Source organism: Pantoea sp. MT58, from assembly GCF_014495885.1.
In the GTDB taxonomy this organism is placed as follows: Bacteria; Pseudomonadota; Gammaproteobacteria; order Enterobacterales; family Enterobacteriaceae; genus Pantoea; species Pantoea eucalypti.
In genome coordinates, this window is record NZ_CP061084.1 from 483,520 (window position 1) to 499,284 (window position 15,765).

9 protein-coding genes and 1 pseudogene are annotated in these 15,765 nt (G+C 49.3%); 2 read left to right on the top strand and 8 right to left on the bottom strand.

The window, feature by feature from the left end; all coding sequences use genetic code 11:
• Window positions 1-131 precede the first annotated feature (131 nt).
• The 8 genes and pseudogenes from araC to IAI47_RS21200 form a co-directional block, all read right to left on the bottom strand.
• Window positions 132-1,010 carry an arabinose operon transcriptional regulator AraC gene (gene araC, locus IAI47_RS21165; protein ID WP_008927169.1) on the bottom strand — a complete coding sequence of 293 codons (879 nt, stop codon included), beginning with the start codon at window positions 1,008-1,010 and terminating at the stop codon, window positions 132-134.
• Window positions 1,011-1,092: 82 nt separating this feature from the next.
• Window positions 1,093-2,517, bottom strand: a complete 1,425-nt coding sequence (locus IAI47_RS21170; RefSeq protein WP_003848210.1) for an MFS transporter — start codon at window positions 2,515-2,517, stop codon at window positions 1,093-1,095.
• The gene (locus IAI47_RS21175) at window positions 2,514-4,544 is read right to left on the bottom strand and encodes a beta-galactosidase (RefSeq protein WP_008927170.1); all 2,031 of its coding nucleotides are present in this window, start codon (window positions 4,542-4,544) and stop codon (window positions 2,514-2,516) included. Before IAI47_RS21175 ends, IAI47_RS21170 begins: the two co-directional genes overlap by 4 nt.
• Window positions 4,545-4,772: 228 nt before the next feature.
• Window positions 4,773-5,467, bottom strand: a protein-coding gene (locus tag IAI47_RS21180; protein ID WP_187961292.1) for an IS6 family transposase whose coding sequence is annotated in 2 segments (ribosomal slippage) — window positions 4,773-4,960 and window positions 4,960-5,467 — 696 coding nt in all. Because the reading frame shifts where the segments join, the coding sequence is not laid out codon by codon here.
• Between the two features lie 44 nt (window positions 5,468-5,511).
• Window positions 5,512-6,723: a PAS domain-containing protein gene (locus tag IAI47_RS21185; protein WP_304622252.1), complete on the bottom strand. Its 1,212-nt coding sequence runs from the start codon at window positions 6,721-6,723 to the stop codon at window positions 5,512-5,514.
• 327 nt (window positions 6,724-7,050) lie between these two features.
• The gene (locus IAI47_RS21190; RefSeq protein WP_008924432.1) at window positions 7,051-8,184 is read right to left on the bottom strand and encodes a glutathione-independent formaldehyde dehydrogenase; all 1,134 of its coding nucleotides are present in this window, start codon (window positions 8,182-8,184) and stop codon (window positions 7,051-7,053) included.
• Window positions 8,185-8,508: 324 nt separating this feature from the next.
• Window positions 8,509-10,167 carry a kdo(2)-lipid A phosphoethanolamine 7''-transferase gene (gene eptB, locus IAI47_RS21195; protein WP_008924433.1) on the bottom strand — a complete coding sequence of 553 codons (1,659 nt, stop codon included), beginning with the start codon at window positions 10,165-10,167 and terminating at the stop codon, window positions 8,509-8,511.
• A gap of 607 nt (window positions 10,168-10,774) precedes the next feature.
• Window positions 10,775-12,137 (bottom strand): annotated as a pseudogene (locus IAI47_RS21200) (esterase-like activity of phytase family protein).
• A gap of 391 nt (window positions 12,138-12,528) precedes the next feature.
• On the opposite strand from IAI47_RS21200, the gene IAI47_RS21205 reads away from it, so the two are divergent.
• Window positions 12,529-14,736 carry a DUF4401 domain-containing protein gene (locus IAI47_RS21205; protein ID WP_187961293.1) on the top strand — a complete coding sequence of 736 codons (2,208 nt, stop codon included), beginning with the start codon at window positions 12,529-12,531 and terminating at the stop codon, window positions 14,734-14,736.
• Complete coding sequence (locus tag IAI47_RS21210) at window positions 14,729-15,259, top strand: GDYXXLXY domain-containing protein (protein ID WP_008924438.1); 531 nt, start codon at window positions 14,729-14,731, stop codon at window positions 15,257-15,259. The genes IAI47_RS21205 and IAI47_RS21210 overlap by 8 nt, the downstream gene beginning before the upstream one ends.
• Window positions 15,260-15,765: the final 506 nt, after the last annotated feature.

Here is a 15,765-nt window from a genome sequence, read left to right on the forward strand (position 1 = left end):
TGGCACTAAGCTGATGTCTTCCAGAAGCGAGAAGCAGGAGTTCGTTATTGCTTCCAATACTTACTGGCACCCCTTAATTAAAACAGGGCAAAATTGTGGCCACGCTTGAAGAGCATAAAGGCTCTGCATTGCTAAAATAGGGAAGCTCTTTCAAAATTTTTTCGGTAATCGCGTGGACTCAGCTGATTATGCTGACTGAACACGCGTGAAAAATAAAGTGGGTCTTCATAGCCTACCGCGCGAGCAATCTGAGTGATATTCAGCTGGGTATATCGAAGGAGATCACAGCTGCGAGAAATACGCTGTTGTTCACGCCAGCCGTAAATGGTATTGCCCATCTCTTTTCTGAATATATGAGTGAGCCGTGAAGCTGAGAGGAAGGTCAGGCGCGCAAGCGCTTCGATACGGGTATCTTCGGACAGGTGCTTATTGATGTAATCACAGACAATCAGAACACGCGGATCCCGATTATGCTGGTTGCTGGCCGGCTGAAGCTGGAAAGCCTTTAAGATGATACGCTCAAGCGCATTCATGGCCAGTGCTTCCGGCAGGGATGCTCCTACTGCATTACCCGATATAACCTCCTTAAAGAGCTGAACCATTTCCTTGCTGTGCAAATTATCAGGAAGCTTCATGCGGCCGATGTCTCCCTGTTTATTGTCCCAGCGCAGCCAGTCAGTCCAGTAAGGGCGGGGGATAAAATAGATCCAAAGATGATCCCAGGCAATACTCTCTTTTGCCCGGCCGTAGTGATGAATAACACCAGGAGGAAATAGCAGCATCTCATCTTGCTGACAATAAAATTCTCCATCTGCATGATAAATAATCCCTTCGCCTTTCAACGTCAGATTAATCATGTAACCTTTCATTCCGTTAGGGCGATGGATAAAAAAATCGAGTTTACTGCCAGGGTTTATAGGGGTGAATCCGGAAACCATGAATGCATTAAAAGAGAATCTTTTCATTAGCGGCGAAAAGCTTAACAAATCTGCTTCATTCATTTCTTCCATTTTCACCCGTTCCTGTTTCAAAATTTTAGATACTATATTGTCCCCCTTGCTGAAGGGGAGATGTAATCTTATGCAGCAGAAATCACTTCGGATTTAGCAAACCGTCACTCATGGCCGCAGGGTTCGCTCCCTCAGATTGCTGATAACGGCCGGCAGATAAATCCTGTGCTACCTGGGGATAGAAATCATCGAGCTTGTAGAACCAGAGTAGTACCAGGTTTAGCGCCGCAAGGATTAGCGGGAAAAAGATAAACAAAAATTCGATAGTGTTGATGACGGTTTCAGACTGATGGGCTCCACCACCACTAACAAACCCGGCCGCACCCAGTATCCAGCCTACACTTGCCGTACCCAGCCCCATACCAAGTGTCTGACCCAGCGTACCTGCACTGAAGAGAATGCCTTCAATACGTAACCCGGTTCGCCATTCACCGTAGTCGATAGTGTCTGCCAGAAGGGCGAACATAGTGGCACCAATGCCGCAAAATCCCACGCTACGTACCGCCGTTGCCACTATCACAAACAACGCATTTTGCTTGTCGAACAATGGGAGCAGGTAAGCAACACAGCAAATGGTTAATCCGAGCATGGCAAGGCGCCGTTTCCCCAGTTTTTTAAGCAGCGCGGGGATGATCATCAGCGTAAGCAACCCTGGTATATACTGGGCCATACTGATGTATGCAATCAGTGATATATCGGCAAGAACATATTTTGAATAATACACCCCCACTGCTGACAATGCCGTAAGGCTGGTGAACGTGATCATCAGATAGAAAAAAATGATGAGCCAGTAGCGATTTGCCATTACTGAACGCGTGACCTGCCTGGCATTAATTCTTTGGCTGTTATTGCTGTTCACCGGCTCTACGCGCTCCCGGGTACCCAGCGCGGTTAGAAGCAAAAATACGGAGGTAAATATGCCAAAAATAGCGAATACGATCATCCAAGACGTGCTGCTGTTCCCAAAAAATGCTACCAGCGGCAATGTTAATACCCCTACAGTAAGTGAACCACAGGTTGAAAATCCCTTCCGAAAGACGCTCAGCATGCCACGCTGATAATTATCACGCGTGATTAAAGCGAGGAGCGAACCGTAGGCAATGTTATTCGCGGTAAACATAATATTGGTTAGCAGATAGGTAATGCAGACGTATATCACTTTCAGTGTGTAACTGGCGTTCGGGACGGTCGACATTAAAATGGCTGACAGACCAAACGGAACGGCGGTCCACAGCACCCAGGGCCGGGCTTTGCCTAGGCTGGAGCGCGTTTTATCAATGCGTATACCTACATAAATACAGATAATGGCATCCAGAACACGGGCAAAGAACATCAGTGATCCAACCAGCAGAGCAGAAATGCCTACAACATCGGTGTAATAAAACGCCAGAAAGGTCACCATTAATGTATACGTTAAATTGGTGCCGTAATCACCCACGCCAAAGGCCAGACGTTCCCGTATGCTAATACGCTGCAGATCATGACTTGATGAGTTAGAGGTCATCATTGTTTCTCCACTTCAAAAATCGCCACGCCCCAATCCGCCAGGTTGAGCGACTGCCCCTGCAAGTAATGCTGTCCGCTCAATAACTCGTCAGCATTAAACGTGAGGGTCATGGTCTGAGGCTGGCTGGAGTAGTTAAGGAAGAAAAGAACGGTATTGCCTGAACGGTTAACCGTATGTCTCACCGTTACCGGATAGTCCAGCGATATAGTGGCGACATCCAGAGTTGTTTTTTCAATCAGTCGGAGAAGCACCGCTTCCACGGCTTCAGAACTGATGCTGCAGCCAACGTAGGTTGTCGTTCCGGCACCATACTGGTTGTGAACGATAGCCGCATATTTATTCCAGTAGGGGTGCCTATAACTGGCCCAGACTTCAGCGCTGGCATCGGCTTCCAGCAGCTCCATCCAGTCAGACACAATGGCTTGTCCGGAAGGGATGTTTAGCTGATCGGACTGAAGCGTCACTTCGTGCGGCTCAACAAATAGCTGATAATTTGCGCCAACAGCTTCCCTGATGACGGCTGGCTGTCTGACATGTCTGACTTTGAGGTGTTCATTGGCAAAGCCAGATCTGAAGGCGTACAGGATGTGTCCGCCCTCTTGGGTAAACTGATTCAGACGTTGCAGAGATGATTCAGAAACGGCGTAAAGCAGGGGGGCAATCAGCAATTGATAACGGGACAGCCGGGGATCGTCAACCGCAAGAATATCCACCTCAATGTTGAGGCGGTAAAGGGCATCATAATAAGCGCGTACTGTGTCGTTATACTGATGCTCCTTATGACGGCCAAACTGGTGCCCCTTGTGAGGATGCCAGTCAATAGCCGTCAATGAGTCTTGACTGACGAGCAGTGCGACACGATTATGTTTTTTCAGGCCCGTGAGCTGCGGAGAAAGACGAGCCAGGGTTTGACCGATGTTTTTAGCCTCGTTATAGACAGGGTTTGGCTCGAGATCGTGGCTGAGCAGTCCTTTCCAGTACGTTTCATATGAGTTGTGCAGAGAGTGCCAGTGCCAGTAGCTTATCATCGCGGCACCAGATGCAATATGGCTGAAAGCCTGGAGAAAGAGCTGGCCGGGGTAAGGGGTCCAGTTCTTAAACGCTTGCGCCTGCGTTTCCAGAACAAAATAGTTCGAGTCTTTTGTCGTACGCGCAATGTCACCGCAGAAGGCTATTTCCACACCGGTAAGCTGATGCTGGCCTGGGTGATAAATATCTACCCCTGTAATATCCAGCACTGAAGAGGCCGTAAAATGGTCAACTTCACCACGAACGCCAAAGGACCAGGTCCGCCACTCAAAATCAAAGTTATGCGTAATAAACTGACCAGGGAGACGATACTCATTGATAAGTTTTGCCTGCCAGGCCAGGAAGTCCGTGACCAATCCGCGCTGATAGCGCTGAAAAGCGGCACCCAGGCTTGCGTTAATAGTACTTTCAAGCGGTGGGAAATCTTCCCAGGCGTCGACCCTGTTACTCCAGTAATCAAGTCCATACTCGGCATTCATTTTTTCAACATTGTTATCAAACAGTTTTTTCAGATGCTCCACAAAGCCAAGCTGAACGGGTTCTCCGCAGGTATCATAATATTTAGTCTCATTATCGATTTGATAACCAATCACGGCTGGATGGCTGGCAGTGGCGTCTAACAATTTGCGAATAACCCGCTCGGCGTATCGTAGGTAAATCGGGCTGGTGATATCCATCTTCTGACGGTGACCATACTTGTTCACTCCCTGTGGGGTGGTGGCCATAACCGAAGGATGTTTTTTCGCAAGCCATGCAGGGATGGCATAGGTTGGCGTGCCGATGATGACGGCGATATGGTTAGCATGCATGCGGTTCAGAACGGTCAGTACGCTGGAAAAGTTAAATTCCCCATCCTGTCGTTCATAACTACTCCATGTGCTTTCAGCAATACGAACCACATTAATGCCTGCCGCCTTCATCAGGCGTATGTCATCATCCAGCCTTTCTTCGGGCATATATTCACGATAGTAAGCAACACCGTATAGTAACTTCTCCACTTGAACCGCCTTTTATTGTAAATGCTTAGCGGATAAATTAGAGCAAGGCGGTCAGAGATAGATAAAGCATGTCGCTGGCAACATAGAAAAACTCGCTGCCCAGTGAGTCTTATGAAGTCCATCACAAAAGTACAGAGAGGATCATTAATCTGTTTTGATCTTTCTACCGTATTAACGGCTCTGTCGCATTAGCGTAGACAAGTCAGCAAAAGTGGCATTGCCGATTTATTAAACAGCCAACAGATAAAATTGCTCTGCCGGTGACAATTCACTGTTGGCTGAATGATGAAATTGCCCCTTGCGTATCATGTGCATTAACTCAATGCCAGCCGATATCGTCTGCGTTCGCCGAAATGATTTGAATCCCAGCATGGGCCGTATCCGGCGCTTGATATTTCGGTGATCCTGTTCCACCAGTTGTTCAGGTGCTTACTCTGTCTGACCCTGCTGCTTCCATCTGCTGATTTACCGGCGTTGAGTATGGTCAACGCTGCCGTATTGGCGCCACTTTTATCAATGGTCACAACCTCCGGTTCACCGTGGTGGCGCATGGCCTTGCGGAAAAAACGTAGTGCTGCCGCTGCATCCCGTTTAGCCGTCAGCAGAAAGTCGATGGTCTGACCATCAGTGTCAACTGCCCGGTACAGGTATTTCCACTCACCTTTAACTTTTATGGAGGTTTCATCCATCCGCCATCGACGACCCACTGTGCGTTTACATCTGCGAAACGCCCTGTCCAGCCGGGGTACCATGCGGATGACCCAGCGGTGAAGTGTGGAGTGATCAACAATAATACCCCGCTCAGCCATCATCTCTTCGAGGTTGCGCAGGCTGAGTGAGTACGCCAGATACCAGCGGACACACTGCGCGATAATATCAACGGGATAATGGAGGCGTCGGAAACATTTTTGGATCAAGGACATATTCGGCAACATTACAAAAAAACAGCATGTTACCTGACGGCTCCTTAATGCGACAGAGCCTCCAGCCGGACCTGCAGGCGGCTAATGTTTTCGGTTATCTCAGCGGTTCTGTCCGCCAGTTCGCGAATTTCACTGGCAATAACGGAAAAGCCCCGCCCCTGTACCCCTGCTCTTGCGGCCTCAATGCTGGCGTTCAATGAGATGAGTTTGATCTGAGCAGCGATATTTGCATTTTCGGAGACCAAATCAGCAATTTCACTGACAGACGCTGCAGCCTCATGTCTTCGCTGACGTTCATGCTCAGCCTGGGCTTCCCGGTCTTTTAGTGTCTGGATATCAATCAGGGCCCCGACCGCCCGCAAAGGTACGCCGTCTTTGTCGCGTCGGGTCTGACCGCGGGCCCGGAACCATCGGTAATTGCCGTTTTTGAGTTTGACGCGGTAGTCAACGTCATAACCTGTTGCGCCTGAATGATCGTTAAGGTGTTTTATAAAGGCATCCAGCGTGTGATGGCTGTCGTCCGGGTGTAGACGCGAAGCCCAGCTGTCTATCACGTCAGGAAACTCTTCAACAGTTTCGAATCCGAGCAGTTTCCTGAACTGTGGAGACCACCAGAACACATTTTTCGGATGTAAAGGGTCATCATTAATAATCTGAAGATCCCAGAGGCCGTCATTCAGCATTTCACGTGACAGGTTGAAACGGGTCATGGCAATGTCGTATTCACTTTCGTGCGCAACATCATCGTTAATGTTCAGCAACATTCCAGTCAGTCTTTGACTCTGGCTGTCCGGACTGCGCTCACGTTTTATAGCCACCTGAAACCACTCATAACTTCCGCCCGCTGTCTTGAAACGGCATCTTTGCTTTACGTCGGGAGAAACAGGGGCCTGCGGGTTTCGTAAAAGATGCCTGAAATGGCTTTTATCTTCTTCATGAACAAGGGAACAGAGCGCTGAGAGCGTCGTGGTATTACTGCTTCCGCGTGACAAACCTAACGACGCTGCCGATGAAATCCATAGCGGCGTGCTCTCGTTGATGTCTTTACCCTCACATATCCATAACACTTCTGGCAGCAGGGCCAAAAAGCTGTCCAGACGTTCGGGTAGCTGACTACGTGGCTGGAACTCTTCAATTAACACTTCAGGCACTGTGGATGAAATGACCTCTGCGGCGGAGGGTGATTTTTTGAATAATTTACCTAACATGACGGCTCCCGGTGAGAAAAAATAAATAACAGTCATGTTATCGGCCATATCACAGCTTATATAAGCGAGATAAATCGTTAAATTTTCTATTGTTTGTTTTAGCGGCATGGGCTGCAGGTGATTTAATGCAAGGCCCGACGCTGCTCCCGGTTATAGGGCGCCGGTCTCTTTCAAAACAGAGAACAGAAGCATTCCAGGGCTACACGACATGATGTGATGTGATGATAAAAAAACAGAACGGAATGCCTGTTTAATAAGTGGCTGACGAGAGTCAGAGCGGCTGGTTGCTGCAGAAAAATATGATGACGGGATACGCAATGGTATCCCGTCGGCACTTCAGCATTTCTACGATTTTTGCTTACCGGCCAACTTATGTTATGGCTTCAGTATAACCTTCGTCCATCCTTCATCGCGGTCGTCAAAATGCTTATATCCCGCAGGCGCTTCTGCAAGCGAAAGACGGTGTGAGATTATGTCTCCCGGGCTGGCTTTACCTTGATGAATCAGGCGTGACAACTGACGATTATAGGCTTTGACATTAGCCTGACCGGTGCGGATTGCCTGTCCTTTAAACCAGAAACTCCCGAAATCAAAGGGCATCTTACCTTCTTTGGCAAGGTCCGAAGAAGCTCCCGGATCCTGAGGGACAAATACGCCAACGACACCGATTCCCCCGGTTGCTTTCGTTGACGCAACGAGACTGTTCATGGTGACTGAATTGTCTTCATGGCCATGTTTGTTACAGCACTGATAACCCACACATTCACAGCCACAGTCGGTGCCACGCCCGTCCGTCAGGTCGAGAATTTTCTGCACGGCCTCATCACCAACAGCATTGATGGCCGTTGCCCCCAGTTTTTCTGCCAGCGCTAAACGGTCTTTATGTGTATCCACAACGAATACCTGTGAAGCACCTTTTATGATGGCTGAGTGTGCAGCCATCAAACCCACCGGCCCCGCGCCATAAATGGCAACGCTTTCGCCGGGCTTTAATCCGGCAAGTTCTGTTGCATGCCAGCCGGTAGGGAAAATGTCCGAGAGCATCACATAGTCATCTTCTTTCTCTGCTGCGTCAGGCGGAAGCACGAGGCAGTTAAAATCTGCAAAAGGAACCCGAAGCAGTTCCGCCTGACCGCCTTCCCAGGAGCCCATTTCAGCAAACCCATAGGCCGCTCCCGCTGTACCTGGATTGGCGGTAAGGCAATATCCCGTCAGACCTTTTTCACAATTCTCGCAAAAACCGCATCCGATATTGAATGGCAGACAGACATAGTCACCGACCTTGATACGCTCAACGCCCGAGCCAATTTCAACCACCTCACCCATGTTTTCGTGCCCCAGAATACGTCCCTGCTCAAAGCTGGTCCGGCCCTCATACATGTGCAGGTCAGACCCACAGATGTTAGTGGTGGTAATGCGGACAAGGACATCTGTAGGACGAACAATTTTCGCATCAGGTACGTCTTTAACTTTTACATCATAGGGACCGTTGTAAATTACTGCTTTCATGATCTTCTCCTGCTTGCGTCCGGATGTGGACTCTCTTCCGGCCGGGTGATTGTCAACTAAGCTTAGCTGCCATGGCTGATAACGCGATCGGCAGCACAGTAATCGGGATATTTCCTGGCTGGCTGTGTTGAAGCATGCTGATGCAGGGATGACGGACAAAGGCAGTCTGAGAAAGATGACGCTTCTGAATCCTGGTGGAGTCGGTGATCACCGGGAGCAAGAACAGTGTGAGTGCAGGTAAAAAAAGGTGAAATGAAAGTATTCAGTTCACCTTTTCGTAATGATTTCATTTTTAGTCAGATCTTATAAGCGCTGACCACCCTTTTACTGCGAATGGGAACACCAGTTTCTTAAGGGATTAATACCGCCATCAGGTGATGTAAATCCAGAGCAACCTAAAATGCTGTCAAATAGCTTTTCATGAAATACCGGTGTTTTTTTGTCCTGCAGTTGTCTTAATTTTTCAAAAGAGGCGTTGTTATCTTTATCCTCAAGGAATTTGTCAGAGGCCCAGACCATCACAGGAATAGTGCGCTGAGCTAAGGGTGCATGATCGCGCGGTGTACCATGGAAATGCATATTCTCAGAAATCGACTCGCCGTGGTCTGATGCGTAAAAAACGATGGCATTTTTATCCCTCAGGGTGTCCAGTGTCTGTTTAATAAAGTAGTCCATATATAGCAGACTATTATCATAGGAATTCACCATCTCCTGTGTACTGCAGGCATCATCGATCCCCTGACATTCAGGTTTAAAACGTGCAAATTCACGCGGATAACGCTCTGTATACATGTAGTGTGAGCCTTTCGTATGCAGAATGACGATATGTTTTCCTTTGGGATGCTGTTGTATTGAATCCTTTAATTCACTCACCAGAGCCATATCATCCACCGGCTGACCGGTGTGACGTTTCTCGGCCTGAATAGATTCCCTGAGCGAGTAACTGTCCGCCATGACCTTGTTATAAAACCATGCCTCACTTTGCATGGAGTATAGGTCTTCAGTAAAACCTTGCTTTTTCATTACCGTAAATACGTTCATCTCTTTTAAGGTGCGCTGTGGTGCTTCGGATGCGCCTCCCATTCTGACAAACATGCAGCGGAGCGAGAGCTTGGTCGAGGTATCGCATGAGTAACCCTGCAGGTGAACCAGATTTTTTTCACGATCGAGATAAGGCGTATTATCGCGGGCATAACCGTATAACCCCATATGGTCACGCCGTGCGCTCTCACCAATAATGAACACAATATATAAATCATCTGATTTTTTGGGTGCAACATATCGGAAATGTTCGGAAGGATCGAAAAGATTATGATTATCTTCAGCCTGACTGAGCGAACTGTATGCCAGCAATCCGATGCCTGACAACCAGTTAGAGGGAGAATAAGTACCTGCAACAATGCCGCCATAACTCGCCATCATTCGATTGGTTTTTTTATCCTGTTCGTTCTGAAGTTTCCCCATGACATTTAAGGGCAGCCAGCAACATAAAGCGGCGATGAAAAATACTGCACTTCTGCAATACCAGTCGCGCTTTTTTGTATTTTTTGAAGCAGGAAGCGTACGCGATCCGCGCCAGAGTGCCCAAAGGGGCAGGATGCTAACAAAGACTAACCAGATAATAAAATGCCATCCAACAGACTCTTTTGAAAGATCTAAGGAGTCAGTTGCTAAAACGGCAGCAATAATGCCATAACCAATATCAACGTTATAAAATATCATGTAGTAACTGGCAGCACTAGAAAAAATAACAAGTAACGTCAGGAGTACGCGTGTCAGAATTTTTCCTGTCAGGGAAATCAGCAGCGTTAATGACATGACAAAAAAGAAGGCGGCTATAACTTCGAAAGTTAACGCAAGTTTATTATCAAAATGCAGTTGATTATAACGGCGGATAAAAACAGGCGTGTTTAATAAAACACCAATATAAAATGAAATGAATGCTGGCATGTAAAATTGCTTTAGCCACTGCCTTTGAAACATTATGATGCACCTCGTCCTTAAATTCTAAAAATCAGTCAGTTACCCACTGGTCCTGAGACGACAGATTAAAGAAAGGGTTCAAATATGCGACATTTTTAGTTACGTTATAATGTAACAATAAATAATAACCATCGAGATTACTGTTCAACTCAATGAAAAACAACGTTATTTCCCGAAAGGCAATTGCAGGCATTACCCTTTTGAAAACTTCTGAACGAATGTCGTTTTCAAAATTTTTCATCTTCATACGCTGATAAGCGGGGGATACATAACGAAGGAAGCATCATTAACAGGAGAAATTGAGATGACTAAATGCACTATCAGCAGACGACCACTTTTCTGATGCCATCAGGTTCACAGATGGCCGTAGTGCGCTCGCAATTGCAAGTTACTCTGTTTCGGGCAGGCGCACAGAACTCACCCATGAAGATTAACGCCACAAAGCATCAGAGAAACATTTGAATGGTAAGAAATGACTAGCGGACTGCCACACCTTGTGACAAAACGGCCGGGAAATATCTGTCGGTGTTAAAATCGGGCTGTTACATCCGGCTCTTTTACAGCAGGTGATGCAATTAAGGAACACAGCCCGGGTTAGGGATATCGTTTATTTAAGCGGTTCCGCTAGTGTTACGATCCACAACTCGCTATCCACCTCAGGTTTCTTCAGCGGCTTCAGGCCGATTGTCGTGGCCACCGGCTTATCATCTACCGTCAGTGTCCCCTGATCCGTCACCCGATAATCTTTGCGCTTCTTGCCTTCAACCGGATTTTGCATGACTGCTTTCACACCGAAGTCGTTATCATTCGTGACCGCCAGCATTCTATTATCGATCAATGCCAGTCCTTCGGCCTTTTCCTGCTGCCAGCCGAGTTGACGTAAATCGACCACCAGCGATTTCGCTGCGAGCTTAATACCGCGCTGCGCCAGCGTTTTCTTGTCGTCGAACTCCGGATAGTCGCCAGGCTTATCAAATGCTGAAAGCTCGGTAGCCGGACGCAAATCTACCTTGTAGACAAGGTTACGCATCGCGTCATTTTTGTTGGTGCCTTGCTCTATCAGCAGAAGATGCTGATTGTCGATTGCCACGATATCGCCAATTTTTGCATCACTGTTTTTACTGTAAGCCTCGCCGTCGATAGGGTAACCATACATCGCGGTTTTTCCGGTCGCCGGATCGAAGCTAACCAGCCGTGTAAAGCGCGCCTGCTTTTTACTTTTACCGTCGATATCCAGCGTGCTCTGCACTGCACCGCAGCGATGATTCGCCCATCTGGCATGCGGGTGATTCCCTCAAAACCACGATTAGGCTGACGCCATTTGAGTATGTTCGGCAGTCCGCCCGTGATGGATTTTTCACCGTCTGCTGCCTGAGGGCCATGCATCGCCAGAATTTTACCGTGCTCATCAACGTTAATCAGGAACGGGCCATACTCATCGCACAGCCAGTATCCGCCCTTCCCATCCGGCGCAATGCCTTCTGTATCCAGACCGCGGTTATCTCCCTGCAGCACTTTCAGCGTATCGCTTAATGCGATTTCATTGGTTGCTCCGATGACGCCATCCTGCAACGGCAATCCGTTTACGTTGCCCTTATCGTCATGCAACGGTCGGGCATCCGTGGCTTCGGCTTTGCCGTTCTGTACACGAATATTCATCAGCAATGGGGCGAAATCTGGCGTGACAAAAATTTTTGACTCTTTCTTACCCCTATCAGGCGAGTCGGCATTCGGTCCGCGATCGGTGATGGTCGCAAAGGTCAGCGCATCCCCTGCCTGCCTGTAAAAAGCAAACCCGAGCCGATACCCACCGGCAAACCCTGGGGAAACGCGCTGGCGAAGGCACCGTAGTAGCTCACACGCGTCCCTTCGGGAAAACTGACGATATAGTGTTCGACCTTTGGCTGTGCCGCGAATGTTGATAAAGAGATCGCACAACCGATAACCAGAGAAATAGCTTTTATTTTCATATTTTTATATTCATGAAGAGAAGCTACGATCGTAAAGAATAAAAATGACAGAAAAATGAAATCTTTGGGAAACATGGGCTGCTATCAGATGGATTAATTCGCCATGACTGAAGCAGGGTAAAACAGTCTGTTCAGACACAATGGTCCGGATTTTTACATCAGTAAATGTAGATGTTTCTGGTCTGCGATACTCATGATCATAAGCATGCGGCGGATCGCGCAGAGTTCACGCCTCGCCTTTGATTTACACTGTTATATCCCGGAAAAGATGTTTACATTTGTTCTGCAAAATTATCTGCTGCTCAGCAGAGCAACTCATGGATTGATCACAGGGAAAAGCAGTGGTTAACGTCATCATCAAAGTCACACCGCAAACAGAGGCAGGGAAAGTATGAGGGAGATTGCACCCGATGGCATAACCGGAATGCCGTCACGGACGGCAGCGTATCTTTGCCGTCAGATCGCTGACCTGGTGAAAGCCGGAAGCCTTACGCCGGAGACCTGCCAGCGTATCTATACTTTCTGTGGTATCAGGCCGTCAGATAATCAGTGGCGTCAGTTTCTTATCCCGGTGCTTTGCTTTCTGGGCTTACTGTCATTGGTTGCTGGCGCGGTGTTCTTTATTGCCTGGAACTGGGTCTGGCTGCCGAAGATGGCGAAATTTGCCCTGGCCGAACTGCTGATCGTCGCGCTCTCGGTGTTGGTCTGGTGGCGATGGTATAGCACGCTGGCTCGCAGCGCACTGCTGGCGGCAGGTTTAGGGTTCGGCGCCCTGTTTGCACTCTATGGGCAGATTTACCAGACCGGAGCTGACAGCTGGGAGCTATTCAGGGCCTGGTTATGCGTTCTTTTGCCGCTGGCGCTGATTGCCCGGCAGAACAGCCTGTGGTTTTGCAGCTGGCTGGTCGCTAACCTGGGGTTTCAGCTCTATTACACCACGTTACCCACGTCACTGCTGGATCTCGCTGTCTTTGACAACGTTACCCGGCTCCCGACGGCTGTGCTTTACAGCTATCTGGCGCTGCTGGCAGCCTGCCTGATTGTCCGGGAAGCGCTGGCCTGGCGGGCGATTACCCATCGCCCTAAAAGCTGGCTGGCAAGCCGCTGGTTATCACGCGTTATGGCAGGATTTTTACTGTTGCTGCTGACCACCATCGTGGCCGGAAATCTTTCTGACTGGGAAGGGGCTAACCACGTTACGTCTGTCACGGTCAGCTGGATGATCACCCTGCTGGCAGGCTATTACCTGTACCGTTATCGCTACGTGGACCTTTGCATGCTGACGCTGGGTGTTGCCAGTCTGACCGTTGTGGGCTGCGCGCTGATCATGCAGCTATTCCTGCTGGCCTATGATACGGGTGACCTGTTTCTGACCGGTGCACTAATGATTTGCTGGGTATTGGTCAATGGTTCTATCCTGCTGAACTGGCAACGCAAACTGGCTGAAAAGGGGCCAATCGATCTGGTTTCTGCCAGGCTGACCTTACTGACAAGCACCTTGCGTCAGCAGGGTTTGCTGAGCGCCTCGCAGATTGAGGAAATTAATCAACGCGGTCACGCATCGGATCTGCCCTGGTATCTGAGGCTCGCGCTGAGTGTCGGAGGCTGGATCGCAGCCATCATCATTCTGTTACTGATGGCGCTGGTGCTCTATGCCGCTGACTTACTCGACGACCCGAATTCTGCCACCCTTATTCTGCCTTCACTGCTGCTCGCCGTCATTGCGCGAGGCCTGTTACGCAATGAGCGTGATGGTAAACATCACCTCGGGCTGGCGTGGGCTATTGCGGCAACGTGCGGGCTGATCTTCGGCGTTCTGCTGCAAATCCAGAGCAGTGACTTCAGCTTTATGATGTCTGGTTCATTGTTTGCCTTGCCGATTCTTGCCGTGATGGCCGTGTCGATGCCTGACCGCACCTACCGTTTTATGGCCATCACGGCCATGACCTTTTTTCTGGTGCTGGCGGGCTATTCACTGGCCCGGCTGACCCTGTCGCCGATGGCGGGTCACTTTGCTGTTTCCATACTGGTGGCGGCGGTCATATTTTTGTGGCTAGGGATTGTCAGCCATCAACTGAGGTTACAGGCTGGGCCATATGCTGACGCGCTACATCCCCTGCTGTATGGCATACCGGCTGGTCTGATGATGCTGAGTTTCCTGGGAATAAACGCGGCGTTTATCACGGATTTGTTCTGGTCCGCTGCGCAGTTTGCTACGCTTCAGTCTGCTATGGGCACAGGGATCGCGGCAGGTTTAATGCTGAGTGTGCTCAGTCAGAGAAGGAACGGCCAGCCGCTGTTTTCGATAATCACACTGCCCGTGGCCCTGATCTGCGGTGCTGCTGCTCTTTTCGCACCGGGTATCGGGCTGGGCTTGTGGCTGATTCTGATGGCGCGTTATCAGGGAAGTCCGGGATTGCTGGTGGTCAGTAGCGGTTTCTTAGTTCTGTACGTCATTGGCTGGTATTACTTCATGGAAGTGACGCTGTTGCAAAAATCCCTGCTGCTGCTGGCGGGCGGTCTGGTTTTACTGGGGCTGGCATGGGGAGTCAAAAAAGTGTTGCCTGCACAGATTGGAGGTGCCCGTGAGAATGCGTAAACAGAGCCGATGGCTGGCAGGCGCAGTAATAGCGCTGGCGCTGGTGGCCGTCAATGTCAGCATCTGGCAAAAAGAGCAGTTGCTGAAACAGGGTGCGGTCATGATTCTACCCCTTGCGCCGGTTGACCCTCGATCCCTGATGCAGGGCGACTACATGGCACTGAATTATGCCCTTACCCGACCGCTGGAGGTGATGTTGTATCAACAGGCTGAGGCCTGCGGTGCGACACTGTCAGCGCCATGCCTGCCCACCAGCGGAACCCTGATTGTGGATCTCGATGCACAGCGTCATGCGACTCAGGCCCGGTTTGATCAGGGTGAACCTCTGCAACCAAATCAGCTGCGGGTGAAATACCATCAACATTATGGTTCGCTGACCGTCGGCACTAACGCTTATTTCTTTCAGGAAGGCCATGGCGAGCGTTTTGCGCAAGCCCGTTTCGGAGCCTTCCGGGTGGGGAGCGATGGCACGGCACTCCTGACAGATCTGCTTGATGAGCAGGGTAAGGTGATTCAGCCTTAAGGGTAAGGGATGCTTACGGGTCTGACTGAATTTTAGCTCTGTTCCGCGCGCGGCATTTAAAACCCTGTACGTCGCTGGCAATTCATTAACCAGAAGTACAAACACCCGGCTCTCTTCTCTGCGACCTGAATACCAGAATGACTGGCGTGCCATCCGGTTTTTCCCCAATGCTGAATTGATATATGCTCACCCGCCTTGAGTTCGACTTTACCCTCACCCGCTTCCCGTACGGAAATACCAGGGACGTAAAGCGTTGACGCCAAAAGTATCCGTTAAAATCCAGGTCGTTCTGCTGGATGATCGGCTGCCAGTTTTAAAGCGGTCTCCAGTTTGGTTTCCTCTTCATAAGACATCAAAGCCACCTTTCGCAGGATTAGAATAGAAGCAATTTAACGAGGCGCTATGAGCATAATCGTGACGCGTATTGCTCACCAGACTCCAGCCTGTGCTGGAGGTTTCCTTTAACACCTTGTTATTTCCAATGAAGGCGTGAATTTGAATAGATA